At 70.2% G+C, this 12,399-nt stretch carries 12 protein-coding genes and 2 pseudogenes; 4 read left to right on the top strand and 10 right to left on the bottom strand.

The window, feature by feature from the left end:
* Positions 1 to 116 precede the first annotated feature (116 nt).
* Positions 117 to 713: a Uma2 family endonuclease gene (locus AC6F7H_RS16695; protein WP_500757755.1), complete on the top strand. Its 597-nt coding sequence runs from the start codon at positions 117 to 119 to the stop codon at positions 711 to 713.
* 5 nt (positions 714 to 718) lie between these two features.
* Here the strand turns inward: AC6F7H_RS16695 and AC6F7H_RS16690 are convergent, their stop codons facing one another.
* The 5 genes from AC6F7H_RS16690 to rsmI all read right to left on the bottom strand — a co-directional run bounded on the left by AC6F7H_RS16690 (position 719) and on the right by rsmI (position 4,862).
* Complete coding sequence (locus AC6F7H_RS16690; protein ID WP_500757754.1) at positions 719 to 1,615, bottom strand: 4-(cytidine 5'-diphospho)-2-C-methyl-D-erythritol kinase; 897 nt, start codon at positions 1,613 to 1,615, stop codon at positions 719 to 721.
* On the bottom strand, positions 1,612 to 2,508 hold the full coding sequence (gene rsmA / locus AC6F7H_RS16685; RefSeq protein WP_500757753.1) for a 16S rRNA (adenine(1518)-N(6)/adenine(1519)-N(6))-dimethyltransferase RsmA: 897 nt from the start codon (positions 2,506 to 2,508) through the stop codon (positions 1,612 to 1,614). Before rsmA ends, AC6F7H_RS16690 begins: the two co-directional genes overlap by 4 nt.
* A 34-nt stretch (positions 2,509 to 2,542) precedes the next feature.
* The gene (locus AC6F7H_RS16680; protein WP_500757752.1) at positions 2,543 to 3,433 is read right to left on the bottom strand and encodes a TatD family hydrolase; all 891 of its coding nucleotides are present in this window, start codon (positions 3,431 to 3,433) and stop codon (positions 2,543 to 2,545) included.
* A 56-nt stretch (positions 3,434 to 3,489) separates the two neighbouring features.
* Positions 3,490 to 3,837, bottom strand: a complete 348-nt coding sequence (locus AC6F7H_RS16675) for a hypothetical protein (protein ID WP_500757751.1) — start codon at positions 3,835 to 3,837, stop codon at positions 3,490 to 3,492.
* Positions 3,838 to 4,013: 176 nt separating this feature from the next.
* Entirely contained in the window at positions 4,014 to 4,862 is an 849-nt protein-coding gene (gene rsmI / locus AC6F7H_RS16670) for a 16S rRNA (cytidine(1402)-2'-O)-methyltransferase (RefSeq protein WP_500757750.1), read from the bottom strand.
* A 117-nt stretch (positions 4,863 to 4,979) separates the two neighbouring features.
* Between rsmI and AC6F7H_RS16665 the strand changes: the two genes are divergently transcribed.
* Together AC6F7H_RS16665 and AC6F7H_RS16660 are read left to right on the top strand one after the other, a co-directional pair.
* Complete coding sequence (locus tag AC6F7H_RS16665) at positions 4,980 to 6,743, top strand: dolichyl-phosphate-mannose--protein mannosyltransferase (RefSeq protein ID WP_500757749.1); 1,764 nt, start codon at positions 4,980 to 4,982, stop codon at positions 6,741 to 6,743.
* A 205-nt stretch (positions 6,744 to 6,948) separates the two neighbouring features.
* Positions 6,949 to 7,932, top strand: a complete 984-nt coding sequence (locus tag AC6F7H_RS16660; protein WP_500757748.1) for a phosphotransferase family protein — start codon at positions 6,949 to 6,951, stop codon at positions 7,930 to 7,932.
* Between the two features lie 66 nt (positions 7,933 to 7,998).
* On the opposite strand, the pseudogene AC6F7H_RS16655 reads toward AC6F7H_RS16660, so the two are convergent.
* Together AC6F7H_RS16655 and AC6F7H_RS16650 are read right to left on the bottom strand one after the other, a co-directional pair.
* Positions 7,999 to 8,211, bottom strand: a pseudogene (locus AC6F7H_RS16655) (IS256 family transposase); the annotation flags it as partial.
* Positions 8,161 to 8,579: pseudogene (locus tag AC6F7H_RS16650) on the bottom strand (NsdA family TPR-like regulatory protein); the annotation flags it as partial. The pseudogenes AC6F7H_RS16655 and AC6F7H_RS16650, both read right to left, overlap by 51 nt.
* Before the next feature lie 352 nt (positions 8,580 to 8,931).
* On the opposite strand from AC6F7H_RS16650, the gene AC6F7H_RS16645 reads away from it, so the two are divergent.
* Positions 8,932 to 9,111, top strand: a complete 180-nt coding sequence (locus AC6F7H_RS16645; RefSeq protein WP_500757747.1) for a hypothetical protein — start codon at positions 8,932 to 8,934, stop codon at positions 9,109 to 9,111.
* A 596-nt stretch (positions 9,112 to 9,707) separates the two neighbouring features.
* Here AC6F7H_RS16645 and AC6F7H_RS16640 read toward each other — a convergent pair.
* The 3 genes from AC6F7H_RS16640 to AC6F7H_RS16630 form a co-directional block, all read right to left on the bottom strand.
* The gene (locus AC6F7H_RS16640; RefSeq protein WP_500757746.1) at positions 9,708 to 9,866 is read right to left on the bottom strand and encodes a hypothetical protein; all 159 of its coding nucleotides are present in this window, start codon (positions 9,864 to 9,866) and stop codon (positions 9,708 to 9,710) included.
* A 1,119-nt stretch (positions 9,867 to 10,985) separates the two neighbouring features.
* A complete protein-coding gene (locus tag AC6F7H_RS16635) occupies positions 10,986 to 11,402 on the bottom strand; it encodes a RidA family protein (protein ID WP_500757745.1) in 417 nt (138 codons plus the stop codon).
* Between the two features lie 91 nt (positions 11,403 to 11,493).
* The gene (locus AC6F7H_RS16630; protein ID WP_500757744.1) at positions 11,494 to 12,036 is read right to left on the bottom strand and encodes a GNAT family N-acetyltransferase; all 543 of its coding nucleotides are present in this window, start codon (positions 12,034 to 12,036) and stop codon (positions 11,494 to 11,496) included.
* Between the last annotated feature and the right edge of the window lie 363 nt (positions 12,037 to 12,399).

Here is a 12,399-nt window from a genome sequence, read left to right as displayed (position 1 = left end):
GGCGTCCCCGGGGGCGGTCGGGGCGCGAGGGGGTAGTCACCCTTTGTGATGACGTGATCGGAAACAGGCGGCTACCTTGGAGGGCAGGCAGCAGGATCCCGTCCATGGGAGGAACCATGACCGCCGAGTCCGTAGAGCACCGCCGTCACTGGCCGGTGCCGCCCGTGGACGGCTACACCGTGGACGACCTGTTCACCCTGCCGGATCTCCCGCCGCACACTGAGCTGATCGACGGGAGCCTGGTTTTCGTGAGTCCGCAGCGACGCTTCCATTTCCTTGTGATCGACCTGTTGGTCAACGGGCTGCGTAGCTCTCTCGGCCCGGAGTTCAGTGTCGAGCGGGAGATGACCGTCATCCTTGACAAGCGCAACGGCCCCGAACCCGATGTCAGCGTGGTTCGAGCCGACGCGGTCACAGGGCTGGACCAGACCAAGTTTCGGGCCAAGGACGTCCTGCTCGCCGTGGAGGTCGTCTCCACCGACTCGGAATCCCGCGACCGTACGACCAAACCGCACAAGTACGCCACTGCGGGAATCCCGAACTACTGGCGTGTCGAACAGGACGGAACCACCGGCCGGCCCCTCATCCATGTCTACGAGCTCGACCCCATGACGCGGTCCTACGTGCACATGGGTATGCAGCGCGATCGGATCAAGGTCGACAAACCTGCCGCCATCGCCATCGACCTGGGCACGGTCGAAACGCGGTCCTGAATCCCTCAGACGACCGTCGCCCCCGGCACCGGCCCAGCCGCCGTACGCACCGTCCGGCAGGTGCCGGAGGCCCCCAGCGCGTCCACGATCGCCTCCGCCGCTTCCGCGTCCCGGGCGAGGAACGCCGTGGTCGGCCCCGACCCCGAGACCAGCGAAGCCAGTGCCCCGGCCGCACGCCCCGCCGCCAGCGTGTCCGCCAGCTCCGGGAACAGCGACAGCGCCGCCGGCTGGAGATCGTTGGAGACCGTGGCGGCCAGCGCGTCCGGGTCGCCCTTGGCGAGCGCGTCCAGCAGGTCCTGCGAGGCCGCCGGCTCGGGGATGTCCCGGCCCTCCGCCAGCCGGTCGAACTCCCGGAAGACCGCCGGGGTCGACAGCCCGCGCCCGGCCATCGCGAACACCCAGTGGAAGGTGCCGCCCACCTCCAGCTCGGTCAGCCTCTCGCCCCGCCCGGTGCCCAGCGCCGCCCCGCCGACCAGCGCGAACGGCACGTCGCTGCCCAGCTCGGCGCAGATGTCGAGCAGTTCCGCCCTCGAGGCGCCGGTCCCCCACAGCGCGTCGCAGGCCAACAGCGCGCCCGCGCCGTCCGCACTGCCGCCCGCCATGCCGCCGGCGACGGGGATGTCCTTGGCGATGTGGATGTGCACGTCGGCGTCCCGGCCGTACCGCCCGGCGAGCGCGAGGGCCGCGCGGGCGGCGAGGTTCGTACGGTCCAGGGGCACCTCGGCGGCGTCCGGGCCCGCGCAGGTGACGCGCAGCCCGTCCGGCGACGGGGCCACGGTGATCTCGTCGTGGAGGCCGACCGCGAGGAAGACGTTGGCCAGGTCGTGGAAGCCGTCGGGGCGGGCCGCACCGACCGCGAGCTGGACGTTGACCTTGGCGGGCACGCGGACGGTGACGCTCACGCGGCGGACTCCTTGGACTGCTCGGGCTGCTTGGGCTGCTTGTGTTCGGCGATGCGCGCGAACTCCTCGACGGTCAGGGACTCGCCGCGCGCCTGCGGGGACACTCCGGCGGCGACGAGGGCGGTCTCGGCCGCCGCCGCCGAGCCGGCCCAACCGGCGAGGGCCGCCCGCAGGGTCTTGCGACGCTGGGCGAAGGCCGCGTCGACGACGGCGAAGACCTCGCGCCGGGAGGCGGTGGTCTTCAGCGGCTCGCTCCGGCGGACGAGGGAGACCAGCCCGCTGTCGACGTTGGGAGCCGGCCAGAACACCTTCCGTCCGATGGCGCCGGCCCGCTTGACCTCCGCGTACCAGTTGGCCTTGACCGAGGGCACGCCGTACACCTTCGAACCGGGCGCGGCGGCGAGCCGGTCGGCGACCTCCGACTGGACCATGACGAGGGTGCGCTCGATGCTCGGGAAGGTCTCCAGCATGTGCAGCAGCACCGGGACGGCCACGTTGTAGGGCAGGTTGGCGACCAGCGCGGTCGGGGCGGGGCCGGGCAGCTCGGTGACGTGCATCGCGTCGGAGTGGACCAGCGCGAACCGCTCGGCGCGCTCCGGCATGCGGGCCGCGACGGTCGCGGGCAGCGCGGCGGCCAGCACCTCGTCGATCTCGACGGCGGTGACCCGGTCGGCGGCCTCCAGCAGCGCCAGGGTGAGCGAGCCGAGCCCCGGACCGACCTCGACGACCACGTCGTCGGGGCGGACCTCGGCGGTGCGGACGATCCGGCGGACCGTGTTCGCGTCGATCACGAAGTTCTGGCCGCGCTGCTTGGTGGGCCGCACGCCGAGGGCGGTCGCGAGTTCGCGGACGTCGGCGGGGCCCAGGAGGGCGTCGGGGGTGGGGCTGGTCACGGGACAAGGGTACGGGGCACGGGCACCCCGCAGGTCACGCCTGTGGATAACCGAAAGCACGGGCCGTGTTCGCCGCGAGCGCGGTGGCGAGGGTGTCCTCGTCGACACCGCGTACGGCCGCCATGGCACGCACCGTGACCGGCACCAGATACGGGGCGTTGGGCCGGCCGCGGTACGGCGCCGGCGTCAGGAAGGGGGCGTCGGTCTCCACCAGGAGCAGCTCCGGCGGGGCCACGGCGAGCGCGTCGCGCAGGTTCTGGGCGTTCTTGAAGGTGACGTTGCCGGCGAACGACATGAAGTACCCGGCGCGGGCGCAGATCTCCGCCATCTCGGCGTCGCCCGAGTAGCAGTGGAAGACGGTGCGCTCCGGTGCGCCCTCCTCCTTGAGGACGCGCAGCACGTCGGCGTGGGCGTCGCGGTCGTGGATCACCAGGGCCTTTCCGTGCCGTTTGGCGATCTCGATGTGGGCGCGGAAGGACCGCTCCTGCGCATCCTTGCCCTCCGGCCCGGTGCGGAAGTAGTCCAGGCCGGTCTCGCCGACGCCCTTGACCTGGGGCAGCGCGGCCAGCCGGTCGATCTCGGCGAGCGCCTCGTCCAGGGCGGCGTCCCCGCCCGGCTCCCGCGCCCCCTGCCGCGACCAGCCGTCGGGATCGCCGAGCACGATGCGCGGGGCCTCGTTCGGGTGCAGCGCGACCGTCGCGTGGACGGCGTCGTACGCCGCCGCCGTCTCCGCCGCCCACCGGGACCCCGCGATGTCGCAGCCGACCTGCACCACCGTCGTCACGCCCACCGACGCGGCCTTGGCGAGCCCTTCCTCCACCGTGCCGGACTGCATGTCGAGGTGGGTGTGCGAATCCGCGACCGGTACCCGCAGGGGCTCCGGGAGCGGCGGGGCGGCGTTCTTGTCGGGGGTGTTCGAAGGCATGCCCCCGATCCTACGGATCGCGCGGAAGGTGCCTTCCCCCCTGGGGCACCTGCTCGTCAGCCCGCCCTGCGGAAGGAGGGCAGCAGGTCGGACAGGCGCCAGTGGTGACCGTGGTGCTCGCGGTGCTCCCTGTGGGCCGCGCTCCGTGCGGAGGCGACCCGGCCGGGCCGCATGATCCGCACGACGTGGCCGTCACAGTTGAGGCACGTCGGACGGCTCAGCGGGGAGGGCACGACCCCGCCGTCCGCCACGTAGCGCACGGCGTCATGGCCGTCGGTGTCCGTGTGGTGCTCTATCTCGTACGACTGCTCCCAGCCGTACCCGCAGCGCATGCAGGCGAACGAGTACGACTCCCTGACGACGCCGTCGGCGCGGTGTCCGGCCCTTCCTGCGATCTCGGTCATCCTGACTCCTGTCGGTCCACGGCGGGACGGGCCGGTGCGGCCCGTCCCGCCTTCCAGTGGACTCCTCCCAGGACGCGAAAGCAGTAGGGGCGGCGGAGTATTGGAGCCGTTTTGGGCGTTTCGTTGCCGAAGGCTCCCAAACGCTTTGCAGACGTCCGGGCCGCCCCGGCCCCCGCTCACCCCGCGGGGTGTTTCGCCGCCACCACCGCGTCGAAGACCTCCCGCTTGGGCACCCCCGCCTCCACCGCGACCGCCGCGATCGCCTCCTTGCGCCGCTCCCCCGCCTCCTCCCGCACGCGCACCCTGCGCGCCAGCTCGGCGGCGTCCACCTCCTCGGGGCCCCGGTCCGGCGCGCCCTCGACCACGACGGTGATCTCCCCGCGCACCCCCTCGGCCGCCCACTCGACCAGCTCGGCGAGCGAGCCCCGCCTGACCTCCTCGTACGTCTTGGTCAGCTCGCGGCAGACGGCGGCCCGGCGCTCCGCGCCGAACACCTCGGCCATCGCGGCGAGCGTGTCGTCGAGCCGGTGCGGGGACTCGAAGTAGACGAGGGTGCGCCGTTCCCCGGCCACCTCCCGCAGCCGTCCGAGCCGCTCCCCGGCCTTGCGGGGCGGGAAGCCCTCGAAGCAGAACCGGTCGACGGGCAGCCCGGACAGGGCGAGCGCGGTGAGCACGGCGGACGGTCCGGGCACCGCGGTGACCTTGATGTCCCGCTCGACGGCGGCCGCGACCAGCCGGTACCCGGGGTCGGACACGGAGGGCATCCCGGCGTCCGTCACCAGCAGCACGCGCGCGCCGCCGGCCAGTTCCTCGACCAGTTCGGGCGTACGGGCGGACTCGTTGCCCTCGAAGTACGACACCACCCGGCCCTTGGGGGTGACGCCGAGCGCCTGGGCCAGCCGCCGCAGCCGCCGGGTGTCCTCGGCGGCGATGACGTCGGCGCCGGCCAGCTCCTCGGCGAGCCGGGGCGGGGCGTCGGAGACGTCGCCGATGGGGGTGCCTGCGAGTACGAGGGTTCCGGTCACTCCCCCATCCTCCCAGGACCGGACGGGCCGGAGGGCCCGGGCGGACCGGCCTCGTCCGGAACCGGGCATACCACCCATGCACGGGACTCCCGCAGCGCCGTTCCCTACGATGGCGCGGTGACCAGTACCGCGTCCTCCACGGACACCCGGCAGGACCAGTCGCCGCAGGAGCGTCAACCGTCGTGGCAGCAGCGGCTGCGCCGCTTCGGCCACCCGGCGGCGGGGACCGGAGGCGGCGCCCCCGGGGTTCCCGACATCCGTGACCGCCTGGTCCCGCCGTACACCGAGCCGTCCGGCAGGCTGTGGAACACGCTCGGGGTGCCGCCGGTGCTCGCCGACCGGATCACCCGCTGGTCGGCGTGGGGCGGCCCGCTGCTGGTCACCCTGTTCGCGGGAGTCCTGCGGTTCTGGAACCTGGGCAGCCCCAAGGGGGTGATATTCGACGAGACGTACTACGCCAAGGACGCGTGGGCGCTCGTCCACCGCGGCTTCGAGGTCAACTGGGACAAGAACGCCAACGACCTGATCCTCTCCAGGGGCGGTGACGTCCCCGTCCCGATCGAAGCGGCGTACGTCGTGCATCCGCCGGTCGGCAAGTACGTCATCGGGCTGGGCGAGCTGATGTTCGGGTTCGACCCGTTCGGCTGGCGGTTCATGACGGCTCTGCTCGGGACGCTCTCCGTCCTGATGCTGTGCCGCATCGGTCGGCGCCTGTTCCGTTCCACGTTCCTGGGCTGCCTCGCGGGCGCGCTGATGGCGGTGGACGGGCTGCACTTCGTGATGAGCCGCACCGCGCTGCTCGACGGGGTGCTGATGTTCTTCGTGCTCGCTGCCTTCGGGTGCCTGCTCGTCGACCGGGACCGGGCCAGGGCGCGGCTCGCCGCCGCGCTGCCCGTGGGCCCCGACGGCCGGACCCTGCCGGACCCGGACATCGCCGAGAACACCCGGTTGGGCCTTCGGCCCTGGCGGCTTGCGGCGGGGCTGATGCTGGGCCTGGCGTTCGCCACGAAGTGGAACGGGCTGTACGTCATGGCCGCGCTCTGCGTGATGGCGGTGCTGTGGGACGTCGGCGCGCGCCGGACCGCCGGTGCCCGCCGCCCCTACCGGGCGGTGCTGCGGCGCGACCTGGGCCGGGCGTTCCTCTCCACCGTCCCGGTCGCGCTCGCGACGTACGTCACCTCGTGGCTCGGCTGGTTCCTCTCCGCCGACGACGGCAGCGGCGGCTACTACCGCGACTGGGCGGTGACCGACGGCAAGGACAGCAGCTGGTCCTGGCTGTTCCCCGACTGGTGGCGCAGCTTCTGGCACTACGAGAACCAGGTGTACGACTTCCACGTCGGCCTGTCCTCGCCGCACACCTACGAGTCCAACCCGTGGAGTTGGATCGTCACCGGCCGCCCGGTCTCCTACTTCTACGAGTCCCCGGCGCCCGGCACGGACGGCTGCCCGGCCGACGCGGGCGAGAAGTGCGCCCGTGAGGTGCTGGCCCTGGGCACGCCCATGCTGTGGTGGGTGGCCTGCTTCGCGCTCCTCTACGTCCTGTGGCGCTGGTTCTTCCGCCGTGACTGGCGGGCGGGCGCCATCGCCTGCGGCGTCGCGGCCGGCTATCTGCCGTGGTTCCTGTACCAGGAGCGCACGATCTTCTTCTTCTACTCCATCGTCTTCCTTCCGTTCCTGTGCCTGGCGGTGGCGATGCTCCTGGGCGCGCTCGTCGGCCCGCCCCGCTCCAGCGACACCCGCAGGGTCGCGGGCGCGACGGCGACAGGCGTCCTGGTCCTCCTGATCGCCTGGAACTTCATCTACTTCTGGCCCATCTACACCGGCACCTCCATCCCCATCGACGACTGGCGCTCCCGGATGTGGCTGGACACCTGGGTCTAGCCGGGCGGACACACCATGAGGGCGCGACTGTGAGTCGCGCCCTCATGGTCGTTGGTGGTCGTTGGTGGTCGTTACTGGCCGTCGCCGGTCACCGTCAGACGGCCCCGAGACAGCCCCACGGCAGATTCACAGGAGTAATTGTCAAGAGTTGTGGGCGTGGGAACCAAATGCGTACGTCGATGAGAGAGATCGATAGCCTGCCTCCATGGTTGCGGACGAGGGGGCCGAGCACATCGGTACCTATCTTGAGGACCAGGGCTGGGACGCGACGCGTGCCTGGGTGGAGAAGGGGCTGTCCGAGACAGAACGCATCGAGGATGTCGCGCGGTTGCGTGGCGGCTGGACGTCGGAAATGCGCCGGCTGGACATCTGCGGGCGGGGTGGTCGACGGTCGCTGGTCCTGCGGTCTTTCGTCAAGCCCTTCTACGTTCGGCACGCGGAGGGCCTGCTGACCCGCGAGGCAGCCGTTCTGCGCCTGCTCGGCGGCACGGATGTGCCCGCGGCCAGGTTGGTGGCCGTGGACGCCACAGCGCAGTACTGCGACCATCCGTCCTTGCTGATGTCCCTGTTGCCCGGAACCGTGTGCCTGGGCGATGAGGGGGCCGACCGGCGTGCCGAACTGCTGGCTCACCAGTTGCTGCGCATCCACCGGCTGCCAGTGACCGCCGAGGCACGGCCGCGCGCGTATCAGGCGTGGACCTCTGCGGAGCGGGTGAGCCCGCCCGAGGACACCGATCAGCCCGAGCTGTGGCAACGGGCCGTGGACGTGATCCGCCGCGAGCCCCCGGAGTACCAAGCCTGCTTCCTGCACCGGGACTTCCATCCCGGCAATGTCCTCTTCACGGGCGACGGCGACGGTCTGCGGATCAGCGGCGTCGTCGACTGGGTGGAGACCTCCTGGGGACCGGCCGACCTGGACGTGGCCCACTGCTCGACGGCCCTGGCTCTGCTGCACGGGGTTTCCGCGGGCATGCACTTCGCCGACCGCTATGTTGCGGCAGGAGGGACGCTGGCCGAAAAGCGCGCCGCTCATCTCTACTGGCGCCTGCTGGACGCCTTGGCCTTCGCTCCGGACGCCGAGAAGGTCGCCGTCCCGTGGCGCGAGGTGGGCCGTGCCGATCTGACCCCCACCCGGCTGACCAGGCGGCTGGAGGGATACCTCCAGGCCCTTTTCGCGCGCTACGCCTGAAGCCGGATCGACGGCCTGCGAGCAAGGAGGCCCTGGCTGGCGGGCCTGTCGTGCTGCGAGTTGTTCGGGGCGTTCGACGAGCCGGCCGCGTTCGAAGCGCGCCCCGGCGCGGACGAGGGCGACGAGGTGAGGCGCGTTCACGGCCCGCCACCGCTGCTGGGCGGACTCGACGAGTTTGAAGACCATGGCCAGGGCAGCGGTGCGGGAGCCGGCACCGCGAGTGACCTTGGTCCGCCAGAGGGTCTCGGCGTGTGAGGTGAAGGTTGCGGGCGACGTCGTTGGCGGCGAGCGCGTCGGCGGGGCGGCCCATGTGCCGGTACATGGCGCCGGCATGACTCCAGATACGGAACTTGATCGACTGGTCGTCGGACATCTCGGCGAGGGCTCGGGCTTCGCGCATGTGCGCCTTGGCGATGTGGTATCGGCGGCCATCGATGGCCGCCCACATCGCGGAGGAGCGGGAAGGCCGCTGCGGAGGCGTAGAGGCTGCTGCGTACGCGCTGGGTGGCACTGCCCGCGCTCTGGAGGTCCAGCGCCTCGTCGGCGAGCGCGGCAGCCTGCTGCTCGATGCCGAGTTGTCCGCCGTGGCGGTGGTCGCTGGCGATGATCTCGGCGAAGCGCTTGTTCAGGCGGTTGACGTCGCTCATGCCGATACGGCGCGGCGATGCGCTGCCGGGCGCGGCTGCTGCTGCGGCGGGGGTCTAGCTGGGCAGACACCTCATGAGGGCGCGGCAGAGTGCCGCGCCCTCATGATCGTCGGTGGTCCTCGTCGGCCCCCTCGGACGGCCCCAGAACGGCCGGGCCCTGACTCCCGACAGATTCACAGCCCCCTCGAGATCACTCGTTCATGCCTGGTCCGACCAGCAGGGATGTGCCTCCAACGTTCGAGATGCCGACTTCTCGTCCACGTCTCGTCCAGAGCCGACCACCGCCCTGGCTCTGCTGCGGTCCGCGCTGGAGCGGAGGAGCATGGAAGGCAGGCGACCAAGGAGGCCTGTCATGAAAACCGGAGACACTGGAGACTCGGCCTACGAACCGTGGCTGTACTCCCACACGCCCTCGCAGGCCGAAGGCGAGCGTGACGATCCCGCCGAACGCGCGGCCATGCACCCGGACGTCCCCAGGACCGAGCCGTCCCAGGCGGAGGGCGAGCAGGCGGACGACACCGGGACGGCATGACCTGAAAAGGCTGAGCCGGCAGATTTGCAGCGGGCTCCCCTCAACTCTGCTCACCTGCGGCTTCTCCATTGATAGGCACCCCGGGGGCATACCCGGGGGAGGAGGTCCCAAGAACACGCTTCAGGAGTTCGACCCCGCCCCGGCGTGGCCGCGGTTCACCGTGCACACGGGTACTGCATCTGGCTGCTGGTTGTCACCGCTGTCCGTGGTTGTTGATGTCAGCAGAACAGCTCCGGTACAGGGCAGGCCTCCAACGGCTCGTCTGGCCGGTCGGCCCAGCCCCACCAGACATGCCGACCGTGACACTTCCATAGCGATCGGCAGGTCCGCCGGCCATCGTCCTCCCGCGCGGAGAGCACGAGGCCGCCGGACCTCATGGGCTGGCCACACTCGGGACAGTCCGGGGGGTCGTTGGTCGCACGGCGCACCCCAACGGAGCGACTGCTTCGTCCCGAAGTAACTTGGGTAAGGGCTCTGCCTGGGACTGGCCCAGCTCTCACCTGTGCAGATGGTCCGCAGACGTCCGCACTTGTTCGCCGTTGTGCGTGGGCGTTGTCACTCAGCCAGACACTCACACAGCGGACGCGGCACAAGCTTCAGTCGCCCGCGAACCACAAGTAACTTCCTGGGGTGGCCGCGCACTCTTCCAGCATCGTTGTGAGGTCGTCCAGTGCGGCGAGTTGGCGTTCATCGCCGCATCTCCGCCTCAGACCGTGGATCTCCCGGAGGGCGGCTGCGGCCTCCTGCTCGTTCATCAACGCATCCCCGTACGGATCGACGGCAGTGAGCCTCCCCGGTACTCCAAGGAGCTGAAGTGAGCCGAGCGCATCAGCCAGCGCGTCGCCGTGCCTGCAGGAGCTCCGCAGGAGTGTCACGCGGGACTTGCGCCAGTTGTTGCGAGCCGGCCGTGATGAGTGCAGCTCCAGATCAATCCCCATGATTCATGATGCACACGCTGTGCCGCTGGACAGCTGCCCGTGACCTGCGGCCACTCACGTGGTCACGGCCCCTCGCTCGCAGGTGTTTTCTTGCCCTGGGTCTTGCCAGGGATCTTGGTGAGCTGGGTTTTCGCTGCTCAGGGGCGGTGGGCTCGTTCGCTTGGTGGTCGTCGTTGGTCGTCATTGGCCGCTGTCGAGCGACCTCGGACGGCCCAGAGACGGCCCAGCTTCGGCGCGCTCAGCTGGCGGCCGGCACCGTGATGCGGCCCGTCTGAACCTCAGCCGACGACAGTCAGCCACGACGGCGGGGATCGCCGACCGACCACGCACGCGTGTGCCTCGCTGCCCCTCACCGGCCTCAGCTACGCTGCCAATGCCGTCGACCAGAGCAAGCCGCGGCGGCCGGCCCACCACGACGAAGCCTGAGCTCTCAGCTTGGGAAGCGACGGCGCTTGCGTGGCCGTGTGGCCGCCGACCTGGGCAGATTTGTTGTGCCGCGGCAGGCATGAGGGCCTGGTGGCAATGCTGTTGACCGTGGTCGTCCGCTCTGAAGGGCACGCCATGGGCACGACACTGCGAGGCGGACGAGTACTGCGCCTGCGTCGCCATCTCCATGCTCGGGTCTCGTCGGTGCACAGGTCGACCGAACGGAGTCGTCGCGACTGCACATGGACGACTGGCCTCTGTACTGGTTCGGAAGATCACAGGAAGCCTCATTCGTGAGGCTGACTTTGATCTCCACAGCGGGCAGCTCGGTGCGCGTGCCGCTCCGCCAGGTGCGAGCGCTCCTGCTTGAGCTTCCCCCGTTGTCCATGACCCGGGGGAACTTCGAAGCGCACCGGGCCCCAGGCCCGGTGGAAGTGAGTGGCGCCCTGTGGACATCGGCTCGTGCCGAGGAGGGCCGTGCCGGGCGGAGGGTGCGTTCGGGGTGGTGCCCTACGCCGGGAGGACTGCCAACGCCTCCACCTCTAGGAGCAGTTCGGGCCGGAAGAGGGCGGCTACCTGAACCGCGGTACTGGCAGGTGGCCGTTCGACGTCGATGTACTGGTCCCGCACCTCCCGCACAGCGGGCAGGAAGGCCACGTCAGTCACGTAGTAGGTGAACTTGGCGACGTTCTCGAAACCGGCGCCGGCCGAGGCCAGGCAACGGCGGAGGTTCTCGAAGACCTGGCGGGCCTGTGCGGCGGGGTCGCCTTCTCCGACCAGCTTGCCGTCCGCATCGAACGAGACCTGTCCTGACACGGCGACCAGTCGGCCGGTCCCCATGACCACATGGGTATAGCCCGTTGCCGGGGCGACGCCGTCCGGGACGTCCAGGTGAGTGAGCGGGGAGGTGTCCTGTGTGGGTTCCATGCCCCGCATTCTGGACCGCGCGCCGCTGTCCCGGCCAGGGGGACCGGGACAGCGGCGCGCGGAGAGGGAACCGAAGCTCCCGACGGTCACGTCAGCCCGCGGGTCGATCGTTCGCCAGGTCACTGGAGAGGAGTGCCCAGATCTCCAGGTCCTGGCGCACCCCGTTGAAGGGGAAGACCTCTCGGAGGGTGCCCTCGTGACACATTCCAAGGCGCTTGGCGACGGCGATGCTCCGCGTGTTCGCGGGGGTGACCCGCCACTCCACACGGGCCATTCCCCGCTCTCGCAGCGCCCAGTCGGCGAGGTGGCCGGCCGCCCGGGTCACCAGCCCCTTTCCCTGCGCCTCGGGGGAGAGCCAGACGCCGAGTTCGCACACCCCGGACTGGGTGTCGAAGATTCGGAACAGGGCGCCGCCCTCGAGTTCTCCGTCCAACCAGATTCCGAATATCCGGCCACCGCCCCTGGCTTGCTCGTCTGCGTACCGCTGGAGGAACTGGCGTGACGATTCGGTGTCGGTGATGGTATGGGCCCAGGGCAGCCAGGGCGCCAGGTGGGGGCGCACCCGATCGACGTAGGCGGAGAATTCCGCGGCCTGCCAGGGTTCCAGTGCGCGCAACTCCGCATTTTCGGTCAAGTGGTGACTGGAAAGTGCCACAGTATGCCTCCCGCAGTGTGATTTCTGGGCTTGGTCGCCGCGCGTCCCCAGCGTAGGCCCCAATGCCCGAAATGCGATGGGCGATGTCCGGGCATGTCGGAAAAATGCGCCTCGCGCGATCGTGTGGTGCGCGGACATGCAGGCCAAAGCCGTTGCATGGTTTTCAAGTGACTCAGCAAAATCGCGTATTGGGCTGATCGCCTTATCGATGTACCTGTTCACCAGGGGGCCAGAACGTGAGCAAAGTACTTTCCAAGTTACTTGGTACGGCAGTCGTCGTCGTATTCGGTGCTGCTTTATTCGCTGTTTCTCCGCAATCCGGTGTGGGGCAATTCGAATCCG

Source organism: Streptomyces sp. MMS24-W38 (assembly GCF_059889265.1).
This window is presented reverse-complemented; position numbering and strand designations above follow the sequence as displayed.

Excerpts from the sequence above, each read along its gene's own strand:
- AC6F7H_RS16675 (WP_500757751.1), bottom strand. The coding sequence starts at position 3,837 with ATGACCGAGATCGCAGGAAGGGCCGGACACCGCGCCGACGGCGTCGTC.
- AC6F7H_RS16635 (WP_500757745.1), bottom strand. The coding sequence starts at position 11,402 with ATGGAACCCACACAGGACACCTCCCCGCTCACTCACCTGGACGTCCCG.
- AC6F7H_RS16680 (WP_500757752.1), bottom strand. The coding sequence starts at position 3,433 with ATGCCTTCGAACACCCCCGACAAGAACGCCGCCCCGCCGCTCCCGGAG.
- AC6F7H_RS16645 (WP_500757747.1), top strand. The coding sequence starts at position 8,932 with ATGAAAACCGGAGACACTGGAGACTCGGCCTACGAACCGTGGCTGTAC.
- AC6F7H_RS16640 (WP_500757746.1), bottom strand. The coding sequence starts at position 9,866 with ATGAACGAGCAGGAGGCCGCAGCCGCCCTCCGGGAGATCCACGGTCTG.
- AC6F7H_RS16695 (WP_500757755.1), top strand. The coding sequence starts at position 117 with ATGACCGCCGAGTCCGTAGAGCACCGCCGTCACTGGCCGGTGCCGCCC.
- AC6F7H_RS16660 (WP_500757748.1), top strand. The coding sequence starts at position 6,949 with ATGGTTGCGGACGAGGGGGCCGAGCACATCGGTACCTATCTTGAGGAC.